At 44.6% G+C, this 18,189-nt stretch carries 16 protein-coding genes; 13 read left to right on the forward strand and 3 right to left on the reverse strand.

Features of this window, described 5'->3' with window-relative positions; all coding sequences use genetic code 11:
* Window positions 1-157 precede the first annotated feature (157 nt).
* From ACLWOR_RS11785 to ACLWOR_RS11815, 7 genes are read left to right on the forward strand one after another with little or no spacing between them, the layout of a single operon-like run.
* Window positions 158-1,363, forward strand: a complete 1,206-nt coding sequence (locus ACLWOR_RS11785) for a cysteine desulfurase family protein (protein ID WP_413940935.1) — start codon at window positions 158-160, stop codon at window positions 1,361-1,363.
* Window positions 1,356-2,438 (forward strand): tRNA 2-thiouridine(34) synthase MnmA, encoded by a 1,083-nt coding sequence (gene mnmA, locus ACLWOR_RS11790; protein ID WP_413940936.1) that lies wholly within the window; start codon window positions 1,356-1,358, stop codon window positions 2,436-2,438. The genes ACLWOR_RS11785 and mnmA overlap by 8 nt, the downstream gene beginning before the upstream one ends.
* On the forward strand, window positions 2,423-3,766 hold the full coding sequence (gene mtaB, locus ACLWOR_RS11795) for a tRNA (N(6)-L-threonylcarbamoyladenosine(37)-C(2))-methylthiotransferase MtaB (RefSeq protein WP_413940937.1): 1,344 nt from the start codon (window positions 2,423-2,425) through the stop codon (window positions 3,764-3,766). The genes mnmA and mtaB overlap by 16 nt, the downstream gene beginning before the upstream one ends.
* Window positions 3,763-4,455 carry a ribonuclease III gene (gene rnc / locus ACLWOR_RS11800; protein ID WP_413940938.1) on the forward strand — a complete coding sequence of 231 codons (693 nt, stop codon included), beginning with the start codon at window positions 3,763-3,765 and terminating at the stop codon, window positions 4,453-4,455. The genes mtaB and rnc overlap by 4 nt, the downstream gene beginning before the upstream one ends.
* Window positions 4,456-5,364: a GTPase Era gene (gene era / locus ACLWOR_RS11805; protein ID WP_413940939.1), complete on the forward strand. Its 909-nt coding sequence runs from the start codon at window positions 4,456-4,458 to the stop codon at window positions 5,362-5,364.
* Entirely contained in the window at window positions 5,342-6,691 is a 1,350-nt protein-coding gene (gene der, locus ACLWOR_RS11810; RefSeq protein WP_413940940.1) for a ribosome biogenesis GTPase Der, read from the forward strand. The genes era and der overlap by 23 nt, the downstream gene beginning before the upstream one ends.
* Window positions 6,684-8,051 carry a sodium-dependent transporter gene (locus ACLWOR_RS11815; protein ID WP_413940941.1) on the forward strand — a complete coding sequence of 456 codons (1,368 nt, stop codon included), beginning with the start codon at window positions 6,684-6,686 and terminating at the stop codon, window positions 8,049-8,051. Before der ends, ACLWOR_RS11815 begins: the two co-directional genes overlap by 8 nt.
* Before the next feature lie 14 nt (window positions 8,052-8,065).
* Here the strand turns inward: ACLWOR_RS11815 and ACLWOR_RS11820 are convergent, their stop codons facing one another.
* Entirely contained in the window at window positions 8,066-8,857 is a 792-nt protein-coding gene (locus ACLWOR_RS11820; protein WP_413940942.1) for an outer membrane beta-barrel protein, read from the reverse strand.
* Window positions 8,858-9,019: 162 nt separating this feature from the next.
* Between ACLWOR_RS11820 and ACLWOR_RS11825 the strand changes: the two genes are divergently transcribed.
* A complete protein-coding gene (locus ACLWOR_RS11825; protein WP_413940943.1) occupies window positions 9,020-10,543 on the forward strand; it encodes a hypothetical protein in 1,524 nt (507 codons plus the stop codon).
* On the opposite strand, the gene ACLWOR_RS11830 is transcribed toward ACLWOR_RS11825, so the two are convergent.
* On the reverse strand, window positions 10,540-11,091 hold the full coding sequence (locus ACLWOR_RS11830) for a glutathione peroxidase (RefSeq protein WP_413940944.1): 552 nt from the start codon (window positions 11,089-11,091) through the stop codon (window positions 10,540-10,542). The two genes, ACLWOR_RS11825 and ACLWOR_RS11830, sit on opposite strands and share 4 nt — an antisense overlap.
* 189 nt (window positions 11,092-11,280) lie before the next feature.
* Between ACLWOR_RS11830 and ACLWOR_RS11835 the strand changes: the two genes are divergently transcribed.
* Genes ACLWOR_RS11835 through mpl form a run of 5 tightly spaced genes read left to right on the forward strand, consistent with a single transcriptional unit; the run spans window position 11,281 to window position 17,284 of the window.
* Window positions 11,281-12,582, forward strand: a complete 1,302-nt coding sequence (locus tag ACLWOR_RS11835) for a hypothetical protein (protein ID WP_413940945.1) — start codon at window positions 11,281-11,283, stop codon at window positions 12,580-12,582.
* Window positions 12,579-13,865, forward strand: a complete 1,287-nt coding sequence (gene purB / locus ACLWOR_RS11840) for an adenylosuccinate lyase (protein ID WP_413940946.1) — start codon at window positions 12,579-12,581, stop codon at window positions 13,863-13,865. The genes ACLWOR_RS11835 and purB overlap by 4 nt, the downstream gene beginning before the upstream one ends.
* Window positions 13,865-14,797, forward strand: coding sequence for a S66 peptidase family protein (locus ACLWOR_RS11845; RefSeq protein ID WP_413940947.1), 933 nt, complete (start codon window positions 13,865-13,867; stop codon window positions 14,795-14,797). The genes purB and ACLWOR_RS11845 overlap by 1 nt, the downstream gene beginning before the upstream one ends.
* The gene (locus ACLWOR_RS11850; protein WP_413940948.1) at window positions 14,797-15,858 is read left to right on the forward strand and encodes a serine hydrolase domain-containing protein; all 1,062 of its coding nucleotides are present in this window, start codon (window positions 14,797-14,799) and stop codon (window positions 15,856-15,858) included. The genes ACLWOR_RS11845 and ACLWOR_RS11850 overlap by 1 nt, the downstream gene beginning before the upstream one ends.
* Window positions 15,859-15,874: 16 nt before the next feature.
* The gene (gene mpl, locus ACLWOR_RS11855) at window positions 15,875-17,284 is read left to right on the forward strand and encodes a UDP-N-acetylmuramate:L-alanyl-gamma-D-glutamyl-meso-diaminopimelate ligase (protein ID WP_413940949.1); all 1,410 of its coding nucleotides are present in this window, start codon (window positions 15,875-15,877) and stop codon (window positions 17,282-17,284) included.
* Window positions 17,285-17,329: 45 nt separating this feature from the next.
* On the opposite strand, the gene ACLWOR_RS11860 is transcribed toward mpl, so the two are convergent.
* Entirely contained in the window at window positions 17,330-18,136 is an 807-nt protein-coding gene (locus ACLWOR_RS11860; RefSeq protein WP_413940950.1) for a hypothetical protein, read from the reverse strand.
* Window positions 18,137-18,189: the final 53 nt, after the last annotated feature.

An 18,189-nucleotide genomic window follows, 5' to 3' on the forward strand; every position in this document is an offset into this window, starting at 1 on the left:
CGGTCAAAAAAGCTAGGAACATAAGGGCTTTAGGGGCTTTTTGAGTGAAAAACCCCTGAACTTATTTCAGTCCTGGCCAGGTCCTAGGCAGCCCAAAACTCCCATATTCTCTTAATGGTTTTCAATACTTATAAAATGTGCTAATTTCCCGCAGCTTATGAACTCGACCAAAGTCTTCCACTATTTTGATCACAATGCCACGACTCCTGTGAGTCGCGAGGTCCAGGAGGCTTTGCCTGAAATCGTGTCCGCATGGGGGAACGCCAGTTCAATTCATTGGGCGGGAAGACAACCAAAAAACATCATCCGTGATGCGCGCAAAATTATTGCTGATAATATTCATGCGCACCCACTTGAAATCATTTTCACTTCAGGTGGCAGTGAATCTAACAACACAGTTTTGAAAGGCTTGTTCGATTACTATCAAACAGGTCCATTTGTTTCTGCGGATAAAAAACACCGCAATCACTACATGTGTTCTGCCGTCGAACATCCAAGCGTGATGAAGACTATGGAACACTTAAAAGCTCTCGGCGCGGAAGTTGATTATATTCCTGTGAACCGTAAGGGCGAACTCGATATGGAGTTCTTTGAATCGCATTTGAGTGAGCGCACAGCATTGGTATCAGTTATGAGCGCGAATAACGAAACAGGCACATTGTTCCCGATTAAAGAGCTTGCGAAAAAAGCGCACGCCGTGGGGGCACTCTTTCATACGGATGCTGTGCAAATGTTTGGGAAATTGCCTTTGAATGTTCGCGACCTGGATGTGGATTTTGCATCATTCTCGGGACACAAATTCTATTCTGTCAAAGGTACTGGTTTTTTATATGTGAAAAAGGGGAACAACGTCAGTTCCTTGATTCACGGGGGCGCACAAGAGCGTCACCGCCGTGGGGGCACGGAAAATACTCTTGGCATTGGCGCCTTAGGTGTAGCGGCTCGTCGCTTGTCGACAGTTGCTGAAAAAGCCAAGGAATTGCAAACGCTGCGCGACTATATGGAAAAACGCATTCTGGCGGAAATTGCTGACGTGACGGTGACGGCCGGGGAGACAGCACGTTTGCCGAATACAAGTTCTTTGATTTTGCAAGGTGTGGACGGGGAGACGATGTTGATGTCTCTTGATATTCAAGGTTACGCGGTTTCAACGGGAGCTGCTTGCTCAAGCGGAAACCCAGAGCCCAGTCCGGTGCTCTTAGCAATGGGACTGACTCGTGCAGAAGCGCAAAACAGTTTGCGTCTCAGCATTGGATGGGAAACGACTTTAGCTGAAGTCGATGGATTTATTGAAGCATTAAAAACTGTGGTGCAAAGACTGCGCACACTGAATGAAGGAGAAGGAGATTCTTACCATGTCTAAAGGGAGAGTTCTTGTTGCTATGAGCGGAGGCGTGGACAGTTCTGCCGCGGCTGCGCTCTTAGTCGAACAAGGTTATGAAGTGATCGGGGCTACGATGCAAGTGTGGGATTATTCCACATGTGATATCGAAGAAGGCAACGGGACTTGTTGTTCAAGCATCGACGTTGACGATGCAAGGTCTGTCGCAGATCGTTTGGGAATTCCGTTTTACGTTTTAAACTGTGAAGCGAAATTCAAAGCATCTGTCATTGATCCATTCTTAAAAGCATACTTGGAAGGGCAAACACCGCTTCCTTGCGTGAACTGCAATACGTATCTGAAATTTGACCACTTGGTTCGTAAAATGAAAGAGCTTGATTGCGATTATTTGGCAACAGGCCACTATGCAAAAATCGTTTACGATGACAAAGGTCAAGCGTCTATTCACACGTCGACGGATGATTGGAAAGACCAAACGTATTTCTTGTTCACAATTGATCCAAATTTGATTCCGAAATTGAAATTCCCAGTGGGCGATATGACAAAGCCTGAAGTTCGCGCGTATTCTGAGCGTATGGGGCTTTCAACAGCTCGCAAAAAAGACTCTCAAGGTATCTGCTTTGTTGGAAATATCGGCTATCAAAATTTTATCAAAGGCCAAGTTGATAAAGCCGTTCTTGATACGAAAAAAGGTTTTATCAAACGCTTCCCAACTGGCGAAGTGATGGCTCCTCATGATGGAATTCATAACTACACCTATGGACAATCAAAAGGTCTTGGTATGGATTATCACGAAAAATTATTCGTGATTAAAATCGACGCAAAAGACAACACAGTTTGGGTGGGTGATGAATCTCATTTGTTCACTCATGAAGTGGACGTCGTGGATTTGCATTTGCTAAGCGAAATCCAAGATGGCGAGATGATGAATGTGAAAATCCGCTATCAGCACAAAGCTTCTCCGGCGCAAGTTTTGAAAACTGAAACTGGTTATAAATTGAAATTTAAAGATGCCCAACGTGCGGTGACGCCGGGGCAAGCAGCTGTGTTCTATCGTGATCGTCAACTTATGGGGGGCGGATGGATCACTCTCTAAAGTATCAGGTACACACCTTCGGTTGTAAGGTGAATACTTACGATGCCGGCTTGATTCAGAAAAATCTGAATTCAAACGGCTTTGCACCTGTGGTGCGCGGTGATTCTTCGGCGCGCATTCATGTCCTGAATACTTGTGCGGTAACGGCGGAAGCAACGAAAGAAGCTCTCCGTTACATAAGACGTCTTAAAGTTAAAGACCCGTTCTGTACGGTTGTCGTGACAGGTTGTGCGGCGCAAGTGGATACGGGTTCGTTCTCGAATCTACCAGGTGCTGACTTGGTTGTGGCAAACTCTCATAAGGGTCAACTGCCTGAACTTTTGAATAAGCATTTCAAAGGTGAACTGACTGAAAAAGTCTTTAAGTCCAATATCTTTAAAAAAGAAGATTTGGAAGCCGGTGGTGGTATTGAAAGCCAACACACGCGCACATTCTTAAAAATCCAAGACGGCTGTAACAGCTTCTGTACGTATTGTATTATTCCTTATGCGCGCGGTAAAAGTCGCAGTATTCCTGTTTCCGAACTGGTTAAACGTATCAATGATCTTTACGCTGAAGGCGCTCGCGAAGTTGTTCTGACAGGCGTGCATATCGGGGATTACGAAGATGATTCAACCGGCAAAAAATATGTTCTTGAAGATTTGATCGAAAATCTTCTCGCTAAAACCCAAGTGCCACGTTTCCGTTTGTCGTCGCTTGAACCGGTGGAAGTGACAGAGCGCTTGTTGGATCTCTATAAAGACCCTCGCATGTGTCCTCATTTCCATATGAGCATTCAAAGTGCGAACACCGATGTGCTTTTCCATATGAAGCGCAAATACACGCAAGACGATGTTCGTAAGTCTTTGCTGGCCATTGCTGAAAAGGTGCCAGGTGCTTTTATCGGTATGGATGTGATTGTCGGTTTCCCAACTGAAACAGAAGAACAATTCCAAGATACTTACAATACTCTGGCTGAGCTTCCTTGGACGAAAATCCACGTTTTCCCTTATAGTGAACGCCCAGGAACTCGCGCCGCTGCTTTGGAAGAATCTGTGTATCCGCATGTTCGTGCCGAGCGTGCGCAGAGATTGCGTGAATTGAGTCTTCGTCGTTATGAAGCAGAAGCAAAAAAACAAATCGGAACATCTAAAAAAGTTCTGGTTCTGAAAAACGCCGCTAAAGGCGGACAAGGTCTTAGTCACGACTACTGGCCAGTGGATATCATGGGTGCTGAAAGCTTCCTAGAGCACTGGTCGGGCCAAGAGGTGGATCTGGTTGTAACAGGGTATGATCACTCTAATAAACAACACATGGAAGGTCACTTGGTAGCGGAGGTGAAGGTATGAAGTCTTTAGAAGAACGCCTTCAACATAAGTTCAAAAATCCTCAGCTTCTTGAGCGAGCTCTGACTCATAAAAGCTATGCAAATGAATTAAAAACACCGACGGAGCATAACGAAAAGTTAGAATTCCTTGGTGATGCGGTGATTGACCTGGTTGTGGGAGAGTTTCTATACGAGAAATTCCCTCAAGACACAGAAGGCGGTCTGTCTAAAAAACGCGCCAGTATTGTGAATGAGAATGCTCTTTCGGAGCTGGCGATCGAGATGGGTCTTAATAAGCTTTTGCAGCTTGGTAAAGGCGAGATCCAGACCGGTGGTGACTCCAAGCCTCGCTTGATTTCATCTAGTTTTGAAGCGCTTGTGGGTGCTTTGTATCTGGATGCGGGTTTTGAAGTGACTCGTACGTATTTGCGAAAAGAATTCGAAAAACTGTGTACTCGTGTTTGCAGTGGTCAGGCAGATTTTGAGAGTGACTACAAAACGCGTTTACAAGAATTGGTACAAAAGTCGATGAAAGAGACGCCTCGTTATGAGGTGCTCGCAGAAGAAGGTCCTCCACATGAACGGGAATTTCTAGTTTGTGTTAAAGTGAAGGACGAAGTTTGGGCCCAAGGCCGTGGAAAAAGTAAGAAGAACGCCGAGCAAGTAGCGGCAAAAAACGCGCTAGTTGAGCGGTTGAAGGAGACAAATTAAATGGGATACAAAGCAGGATTTCTAGGACTCATCGGGCAGCCAAATGCTGGCAAAAGCACGCTGATGAATTATTTGGTTGATGAGAAGGTATCCATTGTCTCTTCAAAACCGCAAACAACACGTCGTCGTATTTTGGGCATTTGGTCCTCAGACGCAGGACAAATCGTATTCGTGGATGCTCCGGGCGTGATCAAAGCTGATAAAGGTTTGAATGCGTTCTTGGCTCAAGAAGCGAAAGAAGTGATCGGTGACTCGGATGCTTTGATTGCGGTTGTGAGCGTTGATGAACAAAAACCAGAAGATGCTGAAAGAATCATCGATATGGTGGCAGCAAGTGGAAAACCTTGGATTGCCGTGATTACGAAAACGGATTTGGCAGAAAAAAGTCACCGTGTGATGATTTTGAAAGACATGATTGAAAAGAAAAAAGGCAAAGTGCTTTCTTTCTCGGCGAAAGATTCTAAAAAAGATGCAGAAGAGCGCGATGCTCTTTTGATTGAGTTCTTGGAGTTGATGCCTGAGAGTCCAGCACCACTTTACGATATTGAGCTTTTCACAAACGAAAACGTGCGTGAAATGGCGACTGAAATCGTACGTGAAAAGTGCTTTGAGCTTCTACATCAAGAAGTTCCATATTCGATGGCTGTTCGTATGATCAAGTTCGACGAAGAGTCCAAAATGCCAAAACTTCACATGGAAATTATCGTTTCTAAAGAGAGCCACAAGGCGATCGTGATCGGTAAAGAAGCCGCTGTGATCAAACAAATCGGCATGGAAGCACGTAAAGAAATTGAAAAACTTTTGGATTCTAAGATTTTCTTGGATTTGAAAGTCATTGCGAAACCTGAATGGTTTGAAAATAAAAGAATGATGAAGGAGTTGGGATATGCAGCAAAATCAGAAGACTGAGTTCGCACCCAAAGTTGCGATTATCGGTCGTCCCAACGTCGGTAAATCGACATTGTTTAACATCGTCACAGAAACTCGTAAGGCCGTTGTAAAAAACCAAGCTGGGGTGACTCGTGATATTATCATTGAGCCCGTTGAAATCTGGGGTAAGAACTTTGATCTTATCGATACAGGCGGTATCACGGAAGCAGGAGATATCTTCTCTAAACTTATCCGTGAACAAGTCACAGAATTTTTAGATTCTGTGGATATGATCGTGGCCGTGATGGATGGTCGTGCAGGACTTGTTCCTGAAGACCGTGACATCATTCGCGTAGCCAATGAGTCAGGTAAACCGTTTCTTTTGGTTTTAAATAAAATTGATAAAATCACTGACGAAGAAATGGCAAAAGCGGATTTCTACGAATTCGGTGTCGATATGGTCACTGCGGCCTTTGAACAACGCCGTGGTATTGCTGAGATCCTTGAGTGGATCACAGGCCAAATCAATACGGAAGTGATGACTCTGAAAGAGGGCACGAACATCGCCATCGTTGGTAAGCCTAACGTTGGTAAGAGTTCTATTTGTAATGCGATCTTAGGTACCAACCGCATGATCGTATCAGACGTAGCTGGGACTACGATTGACTCTGTCGACTCTCCATTTGCGTACAACGGCAAGAAGTACACTTTGGTTGATACAGCGGGTTTGCGTCGTTCTGCAAAACGTGAAGAAGATCTAGAGATCATCTCCGCGTTTAAGTCTCAAGAAGCAATTCGCAGAGCCGATATCGTGCTTTTGATGGTCGACGGAACTCAAGGTCCAAGCGACCAGGATGCTCGTATCATGCAAGCGATTCTAGAAGATCACAAAGGTGTGATCTTGGTGGCGAATAAATCAGACTTAGGTGGTCGTGAGATTCCGGAGTATCGCAAAACGTTCCGAGAACAAGTTCAGCGCGAGTTTCACTTTTTCGATGACGTAAACGTGGTTTTTACGAGTGCGAAAACGGGTCAAGGTATTGACGACTTATTTGCAATGATCGAACGAGTTTCAGAACAGTTGAGTTTCCGCGTTCCAACTTCAGAGTTGAATGACTTCTTCTTTGAAACAATTCGTAAGGCTCCAGCTCCGGTTTGGGGAACAACGAATGTGAAGTTCTACTACTTGACTCAAACTTATCAAAAACCACCGTCGTTTATTGCGTTTGCAAATCATCCAGATGGTGTGACGAATTCGTACCGTCGTTTCTTGATTAAGAACATCAAGGAACGTTGGGATCTTCACGGGATGCCGATTCGTATCTTCTGTATGAAGTCCCGTCGTGGTGGCGATTCGAATGGCTAAACGCGGTTCGTGGCGTACGCGCTTTGGATTTTACATCTTGGCCATTGGTTCTGCCTGTGGCCTGGGAAATCTTTGGCGCTTTCCATATGTCGTGGGTGAAAACGGGGGCGGGGCCTTTATCCTGCTCTATGTTTTTATGTCACTGGCGATTGGCGCGCCACTTTTGATCGCGGAACTGATGATCGGGAAAAACTCTCGTAAATCGGTGATCGTGGCCACCCAGCAACTTAGCCAGCGTGCAGGTACTGGGTTTAAATGGAGTGGTCGCTTTGCCGTGATCCTCAGTATCGTTGTGTTTTCCTATTATGCCGTGATTAGTGGATGGGTTCTGCATTTCATGACTCAGTTTTTAGTGAGTCTTTTTGCGGGTCCTGAAATGGCTGTTGATAAAACCAATCTGGCGTCGTTGATGTCCAATGGTTGGTTGCAGCTCTTGCTGGCTTCCGTGCATCTGTTGATCACCGTTGTTGTGGTGGTGAAGGGTGTGCAGGAAGGACTTGAGCGTTGGATCAGCTCCTTGATGCCATTATTTGCAGTTTTAGTTGCGATCTTGCTTTTCCGTTCGTTCTCTCTGCCTTCAACTCCAGAAGTTTTGCGTTTCCTGTTTTATCCTGATTTTTCAAAACTCACTTTGTCATCTTTGGGGCACGCTTTAGGTCACGTGTTTTTTACTCTCTCTGTGGGGTTTGGGACCATGGTCACTTTCGGTTCTTATATGCGGGAGTCGGATCATGTTCCAACAGCAGGGTTCCGTGTAGCCTTGGTAGATACGGCGTTGTCATTGGTTGCGGTGGTGATGATTTTTCCAGTCGCATTTCAAGCCTCGAATGTGCCGTTAACGGATCCGGCTTTAATGTTTGAAGTCTTGCCAAGATATTTATTGTCGATTCGTGGGGGCGCTCTTTTTGGATTGGCGTTCTTTGCGTGTTTGTATTTGGCGGCTCTGAATGCCAGTATCGGTTTGTTGGAAGTTGTCGTTTCGAACTGGGTGGATGCCCGTAAACAAATGGAGCGGGGACGTGCGACTTGGTATTCAGGTCTTATTGCTCTGGCATTGGCGATTTTCCCGGCTCTTTCAAGTTCTCTCTTTAAAACTGTTCGTATTGGCAATCGGTCGTTGATTGAGTCCTTGGATTCTTTATTGATCAACTGGATTTTACCAGTGGTGACATTGGGAATCTTGGTGACATTCTTACGTGGAACCAGCGAGAAAGAAAAAGAGGCGAGCTTTATCGATAAAGATAAGTTCGTGAGTTACACCATGTATCCGCACTGGAAATTTATTATCTGGTGGGGAGGGCCCATTGTGATCGGACTGGGCCTCCTTTTACAAGTCATTGATTTGCTCTTCAGCAAATAGAAATTAATACGAGATTAGAAGTTCATTCCTATGATGAAGAGTAGGTCATAGAAGTCGCCTGTGATCGTTTCATCAAGGCGTTCACCCGTTGTGACAAAAGATTTGTTTTCATCACCGAAGTTCACATAGTGATAAGCTGCTTGAATACCGAGGTAAGCTTTTTTACGCATGAGTGGGATCTCTAGACCTGCACCGATATCGAAGCCCATCGCTGCATCCCGCGCGTAATCATCAAGAGTGTTGATGGTATAAGTACGATAGAATTGCGCGATACCACCCAAGATGTACGGATTTAAATCGGCAAGACCACGAGTTACGTTTTGCGTGTTCAAGTAATACTTCAAATCAAAGTTTAAAGAGGAAAGTGACACGTTACCTGTGTAGGTGTTTGTTTTATTCTGAGTTGTGAACTTCACAGAGTGATCGCCTGTTTGGAATCCCAAGGAAAGAGCCAAACGAAGATCGAAAAAGTAGCTCAGGAAAATACCAAAGTTTGGAGCTGGATCATAGATATTGGCCATGTTGCCAGTGAAGCCACGGTAACCGCCAGACAAACCAATTGTAAAGAAGCGACCGTTACGGAAGAAGTTGATATCAGCTTCTTCGTCAGACTCTTCATCGAATTCACTGTAGTCAGTGAACGGGTCATAGGCCTCGTCTGGATCTGATTGTGCTAAAAGATAATGTTTCTGGTCGGATTGAGATTGAGCGTGTGCTGGATGAGACAATAGGAGTCCGCATCCCACCAAAACGAGTGCCAAAAAGAGATGAGAAATTAAAGACGTGGTTTTCACAGCTTCCCCCATACCTATATTATCGAATGAAAATGGGAAAAACTTCAAAGAAAAGTGTCTAACTTGAAGGGAAGAATCTCATTATGATTCATAATGAGACGATCCCCGGGAAAAGCGAAGCGAAAGTGGGGGTGAGGCGTTAATTTGAGAGCGGCTCAACCGATAGGACTTTAGATGAAGCAGTTTAAATACTTCCTAATAGTCTGGTCTCTTTCGGTTTTTGCCTATGCGGAAACAGATCAGCTTTGTTATCCACATGAAAACAATCTGGGTAAGCTGGAAGCACTTTCAGACAAAGTCTGCGTTGAAACTCGAAACAGTTCCGAGTGTCAGGCCCTCTACGCGAAAATGGAGCCCGGCGAAGTCTTGCGCAAGCAATTGGATTGCTCGTCTCAAGGTACTTCTTTTGAAACATCGAATAGTTTTTTAAAAGACTGCGCCCAAGGTGGCTGGAATTTTGTTGAAGATCTCGGGGTTTCGATGATTGAAGGTCTTGACCTGCGCAAAGAAATCGCGGCCGAGCAAGAATGCGCAAAAGATCCGGTAAGCAAACGTGCGATTTTCGACGACTACAATCTTGCCGTCCCGGAAATTTTGCGAGTTCCGAAGCTTTCTGATTCTCAACTTGAAAACATGCATTGCGGAATGATCCGTGCTCGTTTGCAAGAAGCTCGAGAGAAAAGAAATCACCAAGTGATGTCGCAAGTTCAGCGCAAACGCGGACAAAATCTAGATGTGAAAGAGCAGGAATTTGTTGCGTATCGGGATGCTCAAAGAAAAGTCGGGCCGGGTCTTATTGAGAGAGCAAAAGAGCTTCTCAAGGATCTAAAAGTTCAGCCTCAATGTTACAACACGCAAGTATACCGAGAGATGCTTTGCGAGGCAGTTGCTTCAGTTGCTACCACATTTGGTGGAGGTGCTGGCATCGCATTTAAGGCGGCGAAAGCTTCAAAAATTGCGAAACTTTCGGGCTTACGAAAAATGGGTCAGCTTTCAAATACAGAGCGCATCGCTTATGCGGAAAAACGTTTGACTGAAATTTGGGGCGCGGAAGGGCGAGTCCTCTCGGATGCGCAGAAAAAAGCCATTATCGATGCCCATGAAGTGGGTGCGGGTTCTGGTCGAGGTTATTACAGTTATACGTCTCAGGAACTCCGAGAAAAATCCAAGATTCTGGAAAGAGCGGGTTTTGATCGTTACGAACGTGAGCTTTTGATGCGTGAAGGTGTGACAGGTCAATGGGCAGATGAAGTTTTTGCGACTCGAAGTAAGGCCAATTCTTTAAGGCTTGATGCCGAAAAAGCCGCGCGCGATGGAAAAATTGAGGCTTCCGTTGAGTCTTACAAAAGGTCGGCGCAAAACTTAGAGTCTATCATGAAGGACCCGAAAGTTGGCAAAACCGAACGTGACTATTGGGTCGCTGCAAAAATCAATGCCGGTGCAAAAGATTACGATAAGGCTGCGGAGTATTTTATTAAAACTCAGTCAAGGGATTTGCGATCCGATCAGCGAGCACAGGCGATTTTTGAGTCTTTGAATAGAGAAAAAGACGAATTGCGAGTTCGCGCCAGTCAAAATCGTTCCATGGCCGGCGCGCAAAAAGATTATGAAGATCATCGCAAATTGATCGAAGCTTTGATCAAGCGCCCTGATTTCCCAACCAGTGATAGTATTAAACGAGAACTTCTCAAACCTTAAAGCGGTTCTGCCAAGGCTTTTTCAACTGATTTTGTGACCGAGCCAGCTGAGGGCTTCGTAATCGATGACCAGCGTTCGATCACTTCGCCTTTTCTGTTCACCAAGAATTTTTCAAAGTTCCAAGCGACATCTTTAAAGAGAACTCCCGGCTTTTTCTCAGTCAGGAATTTATAAATTTCTTGTTTCTCAGGGCCCTTGACAGGGGCCTTTTCGAAAAATGGGAAAGTCGTTCCGTATTCTTTTGCGGCAAAGGCTTTTACATCTGCGTTACTAGCTGGTTCTTGCTTAAAGTCATTCGACGGAAAGGCAAGGACAACGAAGCCACGACTTGCATATTTTTTGTACATTTCTTCCAGTTCTTTGAGTTGAGGTGTGAAGCCGCATTCGGAAGCCGTGTTGACGACAAGGACGACTTTGCCTCTGTAAGTAGAAAAATTAACTTTCTTACCGCTGATATCAGTCGCAGAGAGTTCAAAAAAGTTCTGAGCAGATGCAGCGAAAGTAGGTGCTGTCACAAGGAGGCTAAGAGCTAAAAACAGATGTTTCATAAAGACCTTTCCAGAAAGTGTTTTTATTCTAGCGGGGTTCTTTCGAATAAGGGAGTCGCAAGTGAATTGATGCGGTGTGAGTCGTTGACAAGAAAAGCCGCTGATTTTCTAATAGTTCAGAAGTCTTACGCGTTTTTTCACTACTTCAGTTGAGCTGAAGTGCAGACCAGCTAGAGGAGCATTCCGACCATGGAACTTGGCAGTCCAGTTATTATTATTTCAGCCTATGGTCGCGGGCACTGGTTAGCAGCGAGTCTTGCTCACGAAGGAATCAAAACAACATTGGTGGACGTTTCTTCTAAGTTAGGTGTTTGGCCAACAGAAGATGTTGAGGGTCCGTTTGGTTTTTTTCGTAACGAAAGAATTTCGGAATCTCAATTAGAGCGCCTCTATGCAGACGATCCGTTTGTGGAAGTTCCAGAAGGATTTACCCTTTGGTTAAAAGAAGGGCCGATTGAGTGTAAAGGTCCTTTGAGTAAATTCAAAATCGAGAAGTTGCAATTGCATCCCGCAATTCAAGATTTTCTGCTCAGCAATCAAACCGAAAAAACTCAAAAAGCAATTTACAAAAGCGCTTCGTCGTTTTCATTTCAAAAATCTTGGTTGTGGCATTTTGCGCACCAATGGGCAGGTAGTACCTACGCGCCGAATGCTAAATCTGCTCTAGAAGGCGAAGCACTTCCTCTATTTTCTTCATTCTTAGTCCGTGGCAGTACGCGTGCAGGACTTGAAAAATCCTTTCAGTGGCTTGAAAGCAAAGGCGTGGAAGTTCTCCGTCCCCAGCAAATTGTCGACGTGTCCTTCGGTTCGGGAAAATCTGTTACAGGTTTAGAGCTGGCGGGGGAAAAGCAAGGATTGTTCCGATTGGAGCAAATTGTTTGGATGTTATCGAGTGAAGAGACGTATTTTATGAACGAACGTCTGGGGAAATATTTCTTCCCAGAGGGCGCCTTGGAATCTGAATGGTGCTGGGTTCGTTACCGCGTTGGTTTGCAGTCTTGTTTTGAGCGCGACAGTCTTCCGCTTCACACTGTGATGTTGGAAGATAGAGAGTCCCCGTGGACTCATGAAAATATGATGGTGCTTCAACGAACATCTTTGCCAGATCAATTTGACGTGTGGATGAGAATTCCGACGGTGCAAAGATTTAACAAAGAATATCTCACAGATCGCAGTAAGCGCATGCGTGAAATTTTAGTTTCTCGCATGTCTTTGTCAGAACCTCAGGTTTTGAGCTTCCCGCAAGAGTATTATTATACTTATGCGCAACTCGGGGCTCCTCGCCATCCGGTGTTTGCAGAGCAAGACGAAGCCCGCCGTGGCAAAAGCATTCAAAAGAATCTTTATCTCGGTGGTCCTGAGGTATGGCCTCACTATGCGTGGAGTGCTTATTTTGAAAACGATGAAACCATCCGTGTAGAGCTCTCCAACTGGTGGAAAGAAAAACTTCTGAAAGAGCAAAAAGCAAAACGAAAGGAACAAGAGCAGTGATCGAGCGTTACACCCGTCCAGAGATGGGACTTTTGTGGGATTTAGATCAACGTTTTGCGAAGATGATGCAAGTTGAAATCACAGTGGCCGAAGTTCAAGCCACAATGGGAATTATTCCAAAAGCAGCGGCTCAAGCCATTCGTAAAAAGTCGCGATTTAGTGTTAAACGAATTTCCGAGATTGAAAGAGAAACCAAGCACGATGTGATCGCGTTTGTTTCAAATCTTGCCGAAAATGTCGGCCCTCACGGAAAATACATTCACTATGGGATGACGTCTTCGGACGTTCTTGATACGGCCTTTAGTTTGCAAGTCCAAGAAGCCGGTGCACTCTTACTGCAAACGATTACGAACTTAGAGAAATCTCTGAAGACTTTGGTGAACAAACATCAAGACACGCTTTGCGCGGGTCGCACTCACGGGATGTTTGCGGAACCCACGACATTTGGTTTTAAAATGGCAGGATTTCTTGAAGAAACTCGCCGTAATAAAAAACGCGTGAAAGATGCTTTGAACAATATGCGTGTTTGTAAATTGAGTGGTGCTGTTGGTACGTTCTCAAGTCAACCACCGAAAGTTGAAGCTGCTGTTGCAAAAAAATTAAAACTTGTTCCTGAAAGAATTGCGACTCAAGTGATTCCTAGAGACCGCCATGCGGAAATGATTTCTGCTTTGGCTTTGTTGGGAACCGGCCTTGAACGTCTGTCGGTGGAACTTCGTCACTTACAACGCAGTGATGTGGGTGAAGTGACTGAAGGTTTTACGAAGGGTCAAAAAGGTTCTTCGGCGATGCCTCATAAGAAAAATCCCATCAGTGCTGAAAATATCACGGGTCTTTCACGCTTGCTCCGCGGTTATGCCGTGTCAGCGATGGAAAACGTGGCTTTGTGGCACGAGCGCGATATCAGTCATTCTTCCGTTGAGCGCGTGATTTTCCCGGATGCATTTATTGTGGCTGACTACGCTGTTCATCGGATGAGCGTTTTGTTGGACGGTTTGGATGTAAATAAAAAGCGGATGCTGGATAATATCGAAAGTTCTCAAGGTCAGCTCTTTAGTTCACATGTGCTTCTAGCGCTGGTTCAAAAAGGAATGGTTCGTGAAGAAGCTTACGCTTTGGTGCAAAGACTTTGTCATTCTTTGGGATACGGTGAGCATCTCAAAGATCGCTTGATGTCGGATGAGACTGTCAGCGAACTATTGAAACCTCGTGAGATTGAGGAAATTTTCGCAGGAAAGAAACATAAGAAATCCGTGCGCGAAATTTTGAAGAAAGTTAAATAATGCCTTACTGGAAGTTTTTTAAAGAATCAGATGTGATTGATGCGATATCTCCGGGATATCCGTCGCCGGCTGAAGAGATCGAAGGGTCTCGCAAGTTTCTTTTGAAATGGAAGCTTGTTCCTCGTATTCCAAAAAATTTGATCAAACCGCATTTCTTGCATTCAAACGAAGATGAAGAACGTTTTCAGTTTTTGAAAAATGCTTTGGAAGCCAAGGACTCCCGCGTGATTTGGTGCTTGCGTGGTGGATACGGCAGCAATCGCTTGTTGCCGATGATGGCGAAAATGAAAAAGCCAAAGGAAGTAAAACTCCTTATTGGTCTCAGTGATGTCACCTCATTGCAGACGTTCATTATTCAAGAATGGGGTTGGCCGGTCTTTCATTCTCCGATTCTTGATCGCATGGGGCGTGGAGTTGTTCCTCCGCGTGATGAAAAAGAATTGCATCGTATTTTCTTTGGCCAGCAAACTGAAGTTGAGTTTAAGAAGTTAAAACCACTTAATGATGCGGCAAAAAAAGTTCGAAATTTAAAATCGAAAATCGTCGGCGGTAATCTGACGACTTTGCAGAGCTCGATGGGAACTCCGTGGCAAATCAATGCCGACAATAAACTGCTTTTCCTCGAAGATTGGGGAGAGCGCGGTTATCGCATTGACCGCATGTTAGAGCAATTTCGTCAGGGTGGCGTTTTAAAAAAATGTCATGGGATTTTGCTGGGAGATTTCCTTGGCGGTGCGGAGCCTGCGACAGGTAAAAACAATTTTAATAAAGTCTTTAAACGTTGGGCAGATGATTTGGATATTCCGGTGTTTTCTGGAATGCAGGCTGGCCATGGTACGATCCAAAGACCTATTCCGTTTAATACTCCCTGCGTACTCAATGTTGAAGCAGGGCGCGGTCACTTAATTATTCAAACAGGAGGACGTCCTTAATGAAGTTCTCAGTCCTAGAGAAAAATTTGATGAAGCAACTTGAAGAGCGCATCCGCGACACCACGCCTGGTGTGATGGTTCGAGCTTATCAAGGTGGTCGTATTATTTGTGATGTGGCGGTTGGCAACACCTATCCTTATTATGATTTAGCTAGCCTCACGAAAGTGATTTTTACGACCCAGGCCATGATGCAGGCATTTGAATTGGGTAAATGGAACTTTGAAACAAAAGTTTCAGATGTCTTGCCTTGGTTTCAGCATAAAGAAACCAAACTCTCTGAACTTCTCACTCATACTTCTGGTCTAGTTTGGTGGACGCCTCTTTATGAGCAAATCAATTGGACAGAAAGTGAAACTGTTAAAAGAGAAAAGCTTCGTAAGATCCTCGAATCTTTGCCAGTTGAGAAAAAAGAGACCGCGGTTTATTCCGATGTTGGCTTTTGGGTTTTAGGATTTGTCCTGGAGAAGTTTTACGATAAAGGACTTCTCGAGATTTGGACGGATATCAAAAATAAATTCTATTCTGGAACGACTTTGGATTTCCACCCAGGCAATCAATTGCCTTTGAAACAAAGTCTTTTTGCTCCAACAGAAGAATGTCCACTGCGTCGTAAGCTTGTCCAAGGTGAAGTTCACGATTTGAACTGCTGGACTCTAGGCGGTGTTTCAACGCACGCGGGACTCTTTGGAAGTGTGGATGATGTGGGTTGGTATTCCTTGCACTTACGCTCGCAAATTCTTGGTATTGCTCGCTATTCGATTCGTCAGAAGACCGCACAGTTGTTTGCGAAGCGTGCTCTTCCTGAAGGAAAGGGTGACTGGGCGATGGGCTATATGATGCCAACACCGGGAACTGCAAGTTGTGGCAGTTACTTCTCTTTGGATTCTATTGGACACACGGGCTTTACAGGTACGTCGGTATGGTATGATCCAAAAATGGATATGAGCGTGATTGTTCTCTCGAATCGCGTTTTGTACGGAGCTGATAATAAGGCCTTTGCAAGTTTGCGCCCAGAAATACATAATTGGATTGTAGAAAACTATCGCCGCTCAGGATTATAAGAGTAAGGATTTTTAAATGGATTTAAAACCAGGCAGTCATGTTCATTTGATGGGAATTTGCGGAACCGCAATGGCGTCCCTTGCAGGTCTTTTAAAAGACCGTGGATTTAAAATCACCGGCAGTGATATGAATCCGTACCCACCGATGTCGACTCAACTTGAAAGCATCGGAATTTCGATCATGAAGGGTTATAAGGCAGCCAACTTAAACCCACGCCCTGATTTTGTGATCGTGGGAAATGTTATTTCTGCGAACAATGAAGAAGCACAAGAATTGGTAAAATTGGGAATTCCCTACACATCATTGCCCAAAGCGATGGGTGAATTCATTATTCAGAATCGTGAAAGCGTTGTGATTTCTGGAACTCACGGAAAAACGACGACGACATCGATGATGGCGTGGGTTGCTGAGAATGCCAACGTGAAGCCCGGTTTTCTTATCGGTGGTATTCCGAAAAACTTTTCTCAGTCTTTTAAAAATCCAGAGGGAAACTATTTTATTATCGAGGGTGATGAATATGATACCGCCTTCTTTGATAAAGTTCCTAAGTTCGTTCACTACCGTCCCAAACATGCGATTTTGACTTCAGTTGAGTTTGATCACGCGGATATCTACAAAGATCTTCAAGCGGTAAAGGATTCATTTGCAAAGCTCATGCATTTGATTCCTGAAAATGGAACTTTGCTTGCGTGCGCAGAAGATGACAATGTTATGGAGCTTCGTAAGCTTTGCAAAGCCAAGAATTCATTCACGTATGGATTTAAAGCGGATGCTGACTTCCGTGCAAAAATCCTGTTCCAAGATGCTAACGGTTTGGGATTCGAAGTTCACCACAAAGGTGAGATCTTAGGTCCTTACAACATGCAAATCACAGGCGATTACAACGTCCTAAATGCAACTGCAGTGGTCGCCATGTCGAAATGCCTCGGTTTCTCTGAAAACCGTATTCAAATCGCTTTGGAATCTTTTGAAGGTGTGAAGCGTCGCCAAGAGATCTTGGGTGAGCCAAACGGCATTCTAGTGATTGAGGACTTTGCTCATCATCCGACAGCGGTGCGTGAAACTGTAAAAGGTATTCAAAAGAAATATCCAGGCCGTAAAGTTTTCTCGATCTTTGAGCCTCGTAGTGCGACTTCTCGTCGTAAAGTCTTTCAGCAGGACTATGTTGAAGCTTTTAAAGGTTCACATGAAGTGATGCTCGCAAAGGCATTTGATCAATCTAAAATTGACGAAGAAAATCGTTTTTCTAGTCACGAATTAGTTGCGGACCTTAAAAAATCAGGCGTGACCGCTGAGGATTTCGACGGTGCTGATCAGATTGTGACAGCTCTTAAATCACGCGCTAAACGCGGCGATGTGATTTTGATCATGAGTAACGGTGGGTTCGATGGAATCTACGGAAAACTCATGAAGGCTCTTGAATAGAAATTAAAAAGAGTCGCACCTTTTATGAGTGCGACTCTCTTAAAACTACAGTCCAAAAATATCACGATAAGTTTTCTGCGCAGTTTGTGTGTAGTAACTGCCGCCAAGAGAATTCAGAATGCTGGTGAATTCTTGAAGTGCTTCCTGAAGATTTCCGCATGCAAGAGCACCTTTCATAACAACATCCAAATCCGTCATGGCGTCATTCACGTCACGATTTTCTGCTTCGTAAAGTGTGACATAGGCACGATAGACGTCTTCAATGGGAAAGGTTTCAGGATAGTATCGTCCATGATTCGCTAGTTGTGCATAAATTGTTCTGGTAGTTTCAGTGTAGTAACTACCACCAAGCAAATTTAACAATTTGATGTGAAGACCGACGGCTTTTGATAGTGAAATACGATTCGTTTTGGCAACTATCCAAGCAGTTTCTAATCCTATTCTGGCATCGTTCACGTCGCGGTTTTCCGCCTGATAAATATCGGCAAAATAATCAACAATGTCAGCTAGCTGATAGTTTCGGTTTACATACGCGCTAATGGAAAGAATTGTGCTTTTCGTGGTCTGTGTGTAATAGCTTCCGCCGAGAAGATTGAGTATGTAAATGTAATTAGCCGCAGTTGTATTAAGACTGCTCCCCAGATCTCGAGAGAGAGCATCAATTGTTTCGAGTCCTGCTTTGGCGTCGTTAACGTCGCCACCTTCTGCTGTAAGTAATTCTTTATAGATGTCTGCGCGTCTGAAATTTTGTTCGCAGCGATTGTCTTGTCGACGACAATGATCGCCAGCAAAGGCCTGAGTTGCGCTGATGACGGACAGGAATACCAAAGAAACAAGAAGTAGGTTTTTCATAAGAAAGCTCCTTTCAAGAGTCACTCATGTTATGCCCTAGAGGACCGTAAAAA

The organism is Bdellovibrio sp. HCB2-146 (assembly GCF_047345725.1).
GTDB lineage: Bacteria > Bdellovibrionota > Bdellovibrionia > Bdellovibrionales > Bdellovibrionaceae > Bdellovibrio.

What these genes read in the sequence shown, in the direction of transcription:
- ACLWOR_RS11785 (WP_413940935.1), top strand. Translation starts at nt 158, where the DNA reads ATGAACTCGACCAAAGTCTTCCACTATTTTGATCACAATGCCACGACT.
- mnmA (WP_413940936.1), top strand. Translation starts at nt 1,356, where the DNA reads ATGTCTAAAGGGAGAGTTCTTGTTGCTATGAGCGGAGGCGTGGACAGT.
- mtaB (WP_413940937.1), top strand. Translation starts at nt 2,423, where the DNA reads ATGGATCACTCTCTAAAGTATCAGGTACACACCTTCGGTTGTAAGGTG.
- rnc (WP_413940938.1), top strand. Translation starts at nt 3,763, where the DNA reads ATGAAGTCTTTAGAAGAACGCCTTCAACATAAGTTCAAAAATCCTCAG.
- era (WP_413940939.1), top strand. Translation starts at nt 4,456, where the DNA reads ATGGGATACAAAGCAGGATTTCTAGGACTCATCGGGCAGCCAAATGCT.
- der (WP_413940940.1), top strand. Translation starts at nt 5,342, where the DNA reads ATGCAGCAAAATCAGAAGACTGAGTTCGCACCCAAAGTTGCGATTATC.
- ACLWOR_RS11815 (WP_413940941.1), top strand. Translation starts at nt 6,684, where the DNA reads ATGGCTAAACGCGGTTCGTGGCGTACGCGCTTTGGATTTTACATCTTG.
- ACLWOR_RS11820 (WP_413940942.1), bottom strand. Translation starts at nt 8,857, where the DNA reads ATGGGGGAAGCTGTGAAAACCACGTCTTTAATTTCTCATCTCTTTTTG.
- ACLWOR_RS11825 (WP_413940943.1), top strand. Translation starts at nt 9,020, where the DNA reads ATGAAGCAGTTTAAATACTTCCTAATAGTCTGGTCTCTTTCGGTTTTT.
- ACLWOR_RS11830 (WP_413940944.1), bottom strand. Translation starts at nt 11,091, where the DNA reads ATGAAACATCTGTTTTTAGCTCTTAGCCTCCTTGTGACAGCACCTACT.
- ACLWOR_RS11835 (WP_413940945.1), top strand. Translation starts at nt 11,281, where the DNA reads ATGGAACTTGGCAGTCCAGTTATTATTATTTCAGCCTATGGTCGCGGG.
- ACLWOR_RS11845 (WP_413940947.1), top strand. Translation starts at nt 13,865, where the DNA reads ATGCCTTACTGGAAGTTTTTTAAAGAATCAGATGTGATTGATGCGATA.
- ACLWOR_RS11850 (WP_413940948.1), top strand. Translation starts at nt 14,797, where the DNA reads ATGAAGTTCTCAGTCCTAGAGAAAAATTTGATGAAGCAACTTGAAGAG.
- mpl (WP_413940949.1), top strand. Translation starts at nt 15,875, where the DNA reads ATGGATTTAAAACCAGGCAGTCATGTTCATTTGATGGGAATTTGCGGA.
- ACLWOR_RS11860 (WP_413940950.1), bottom strand. Translation starts at nt 18,136, where the DNA reads ATGAAAAACCTACTTCTTGTTTCTTTGGTATTCCTGTCCGTCATCAGC.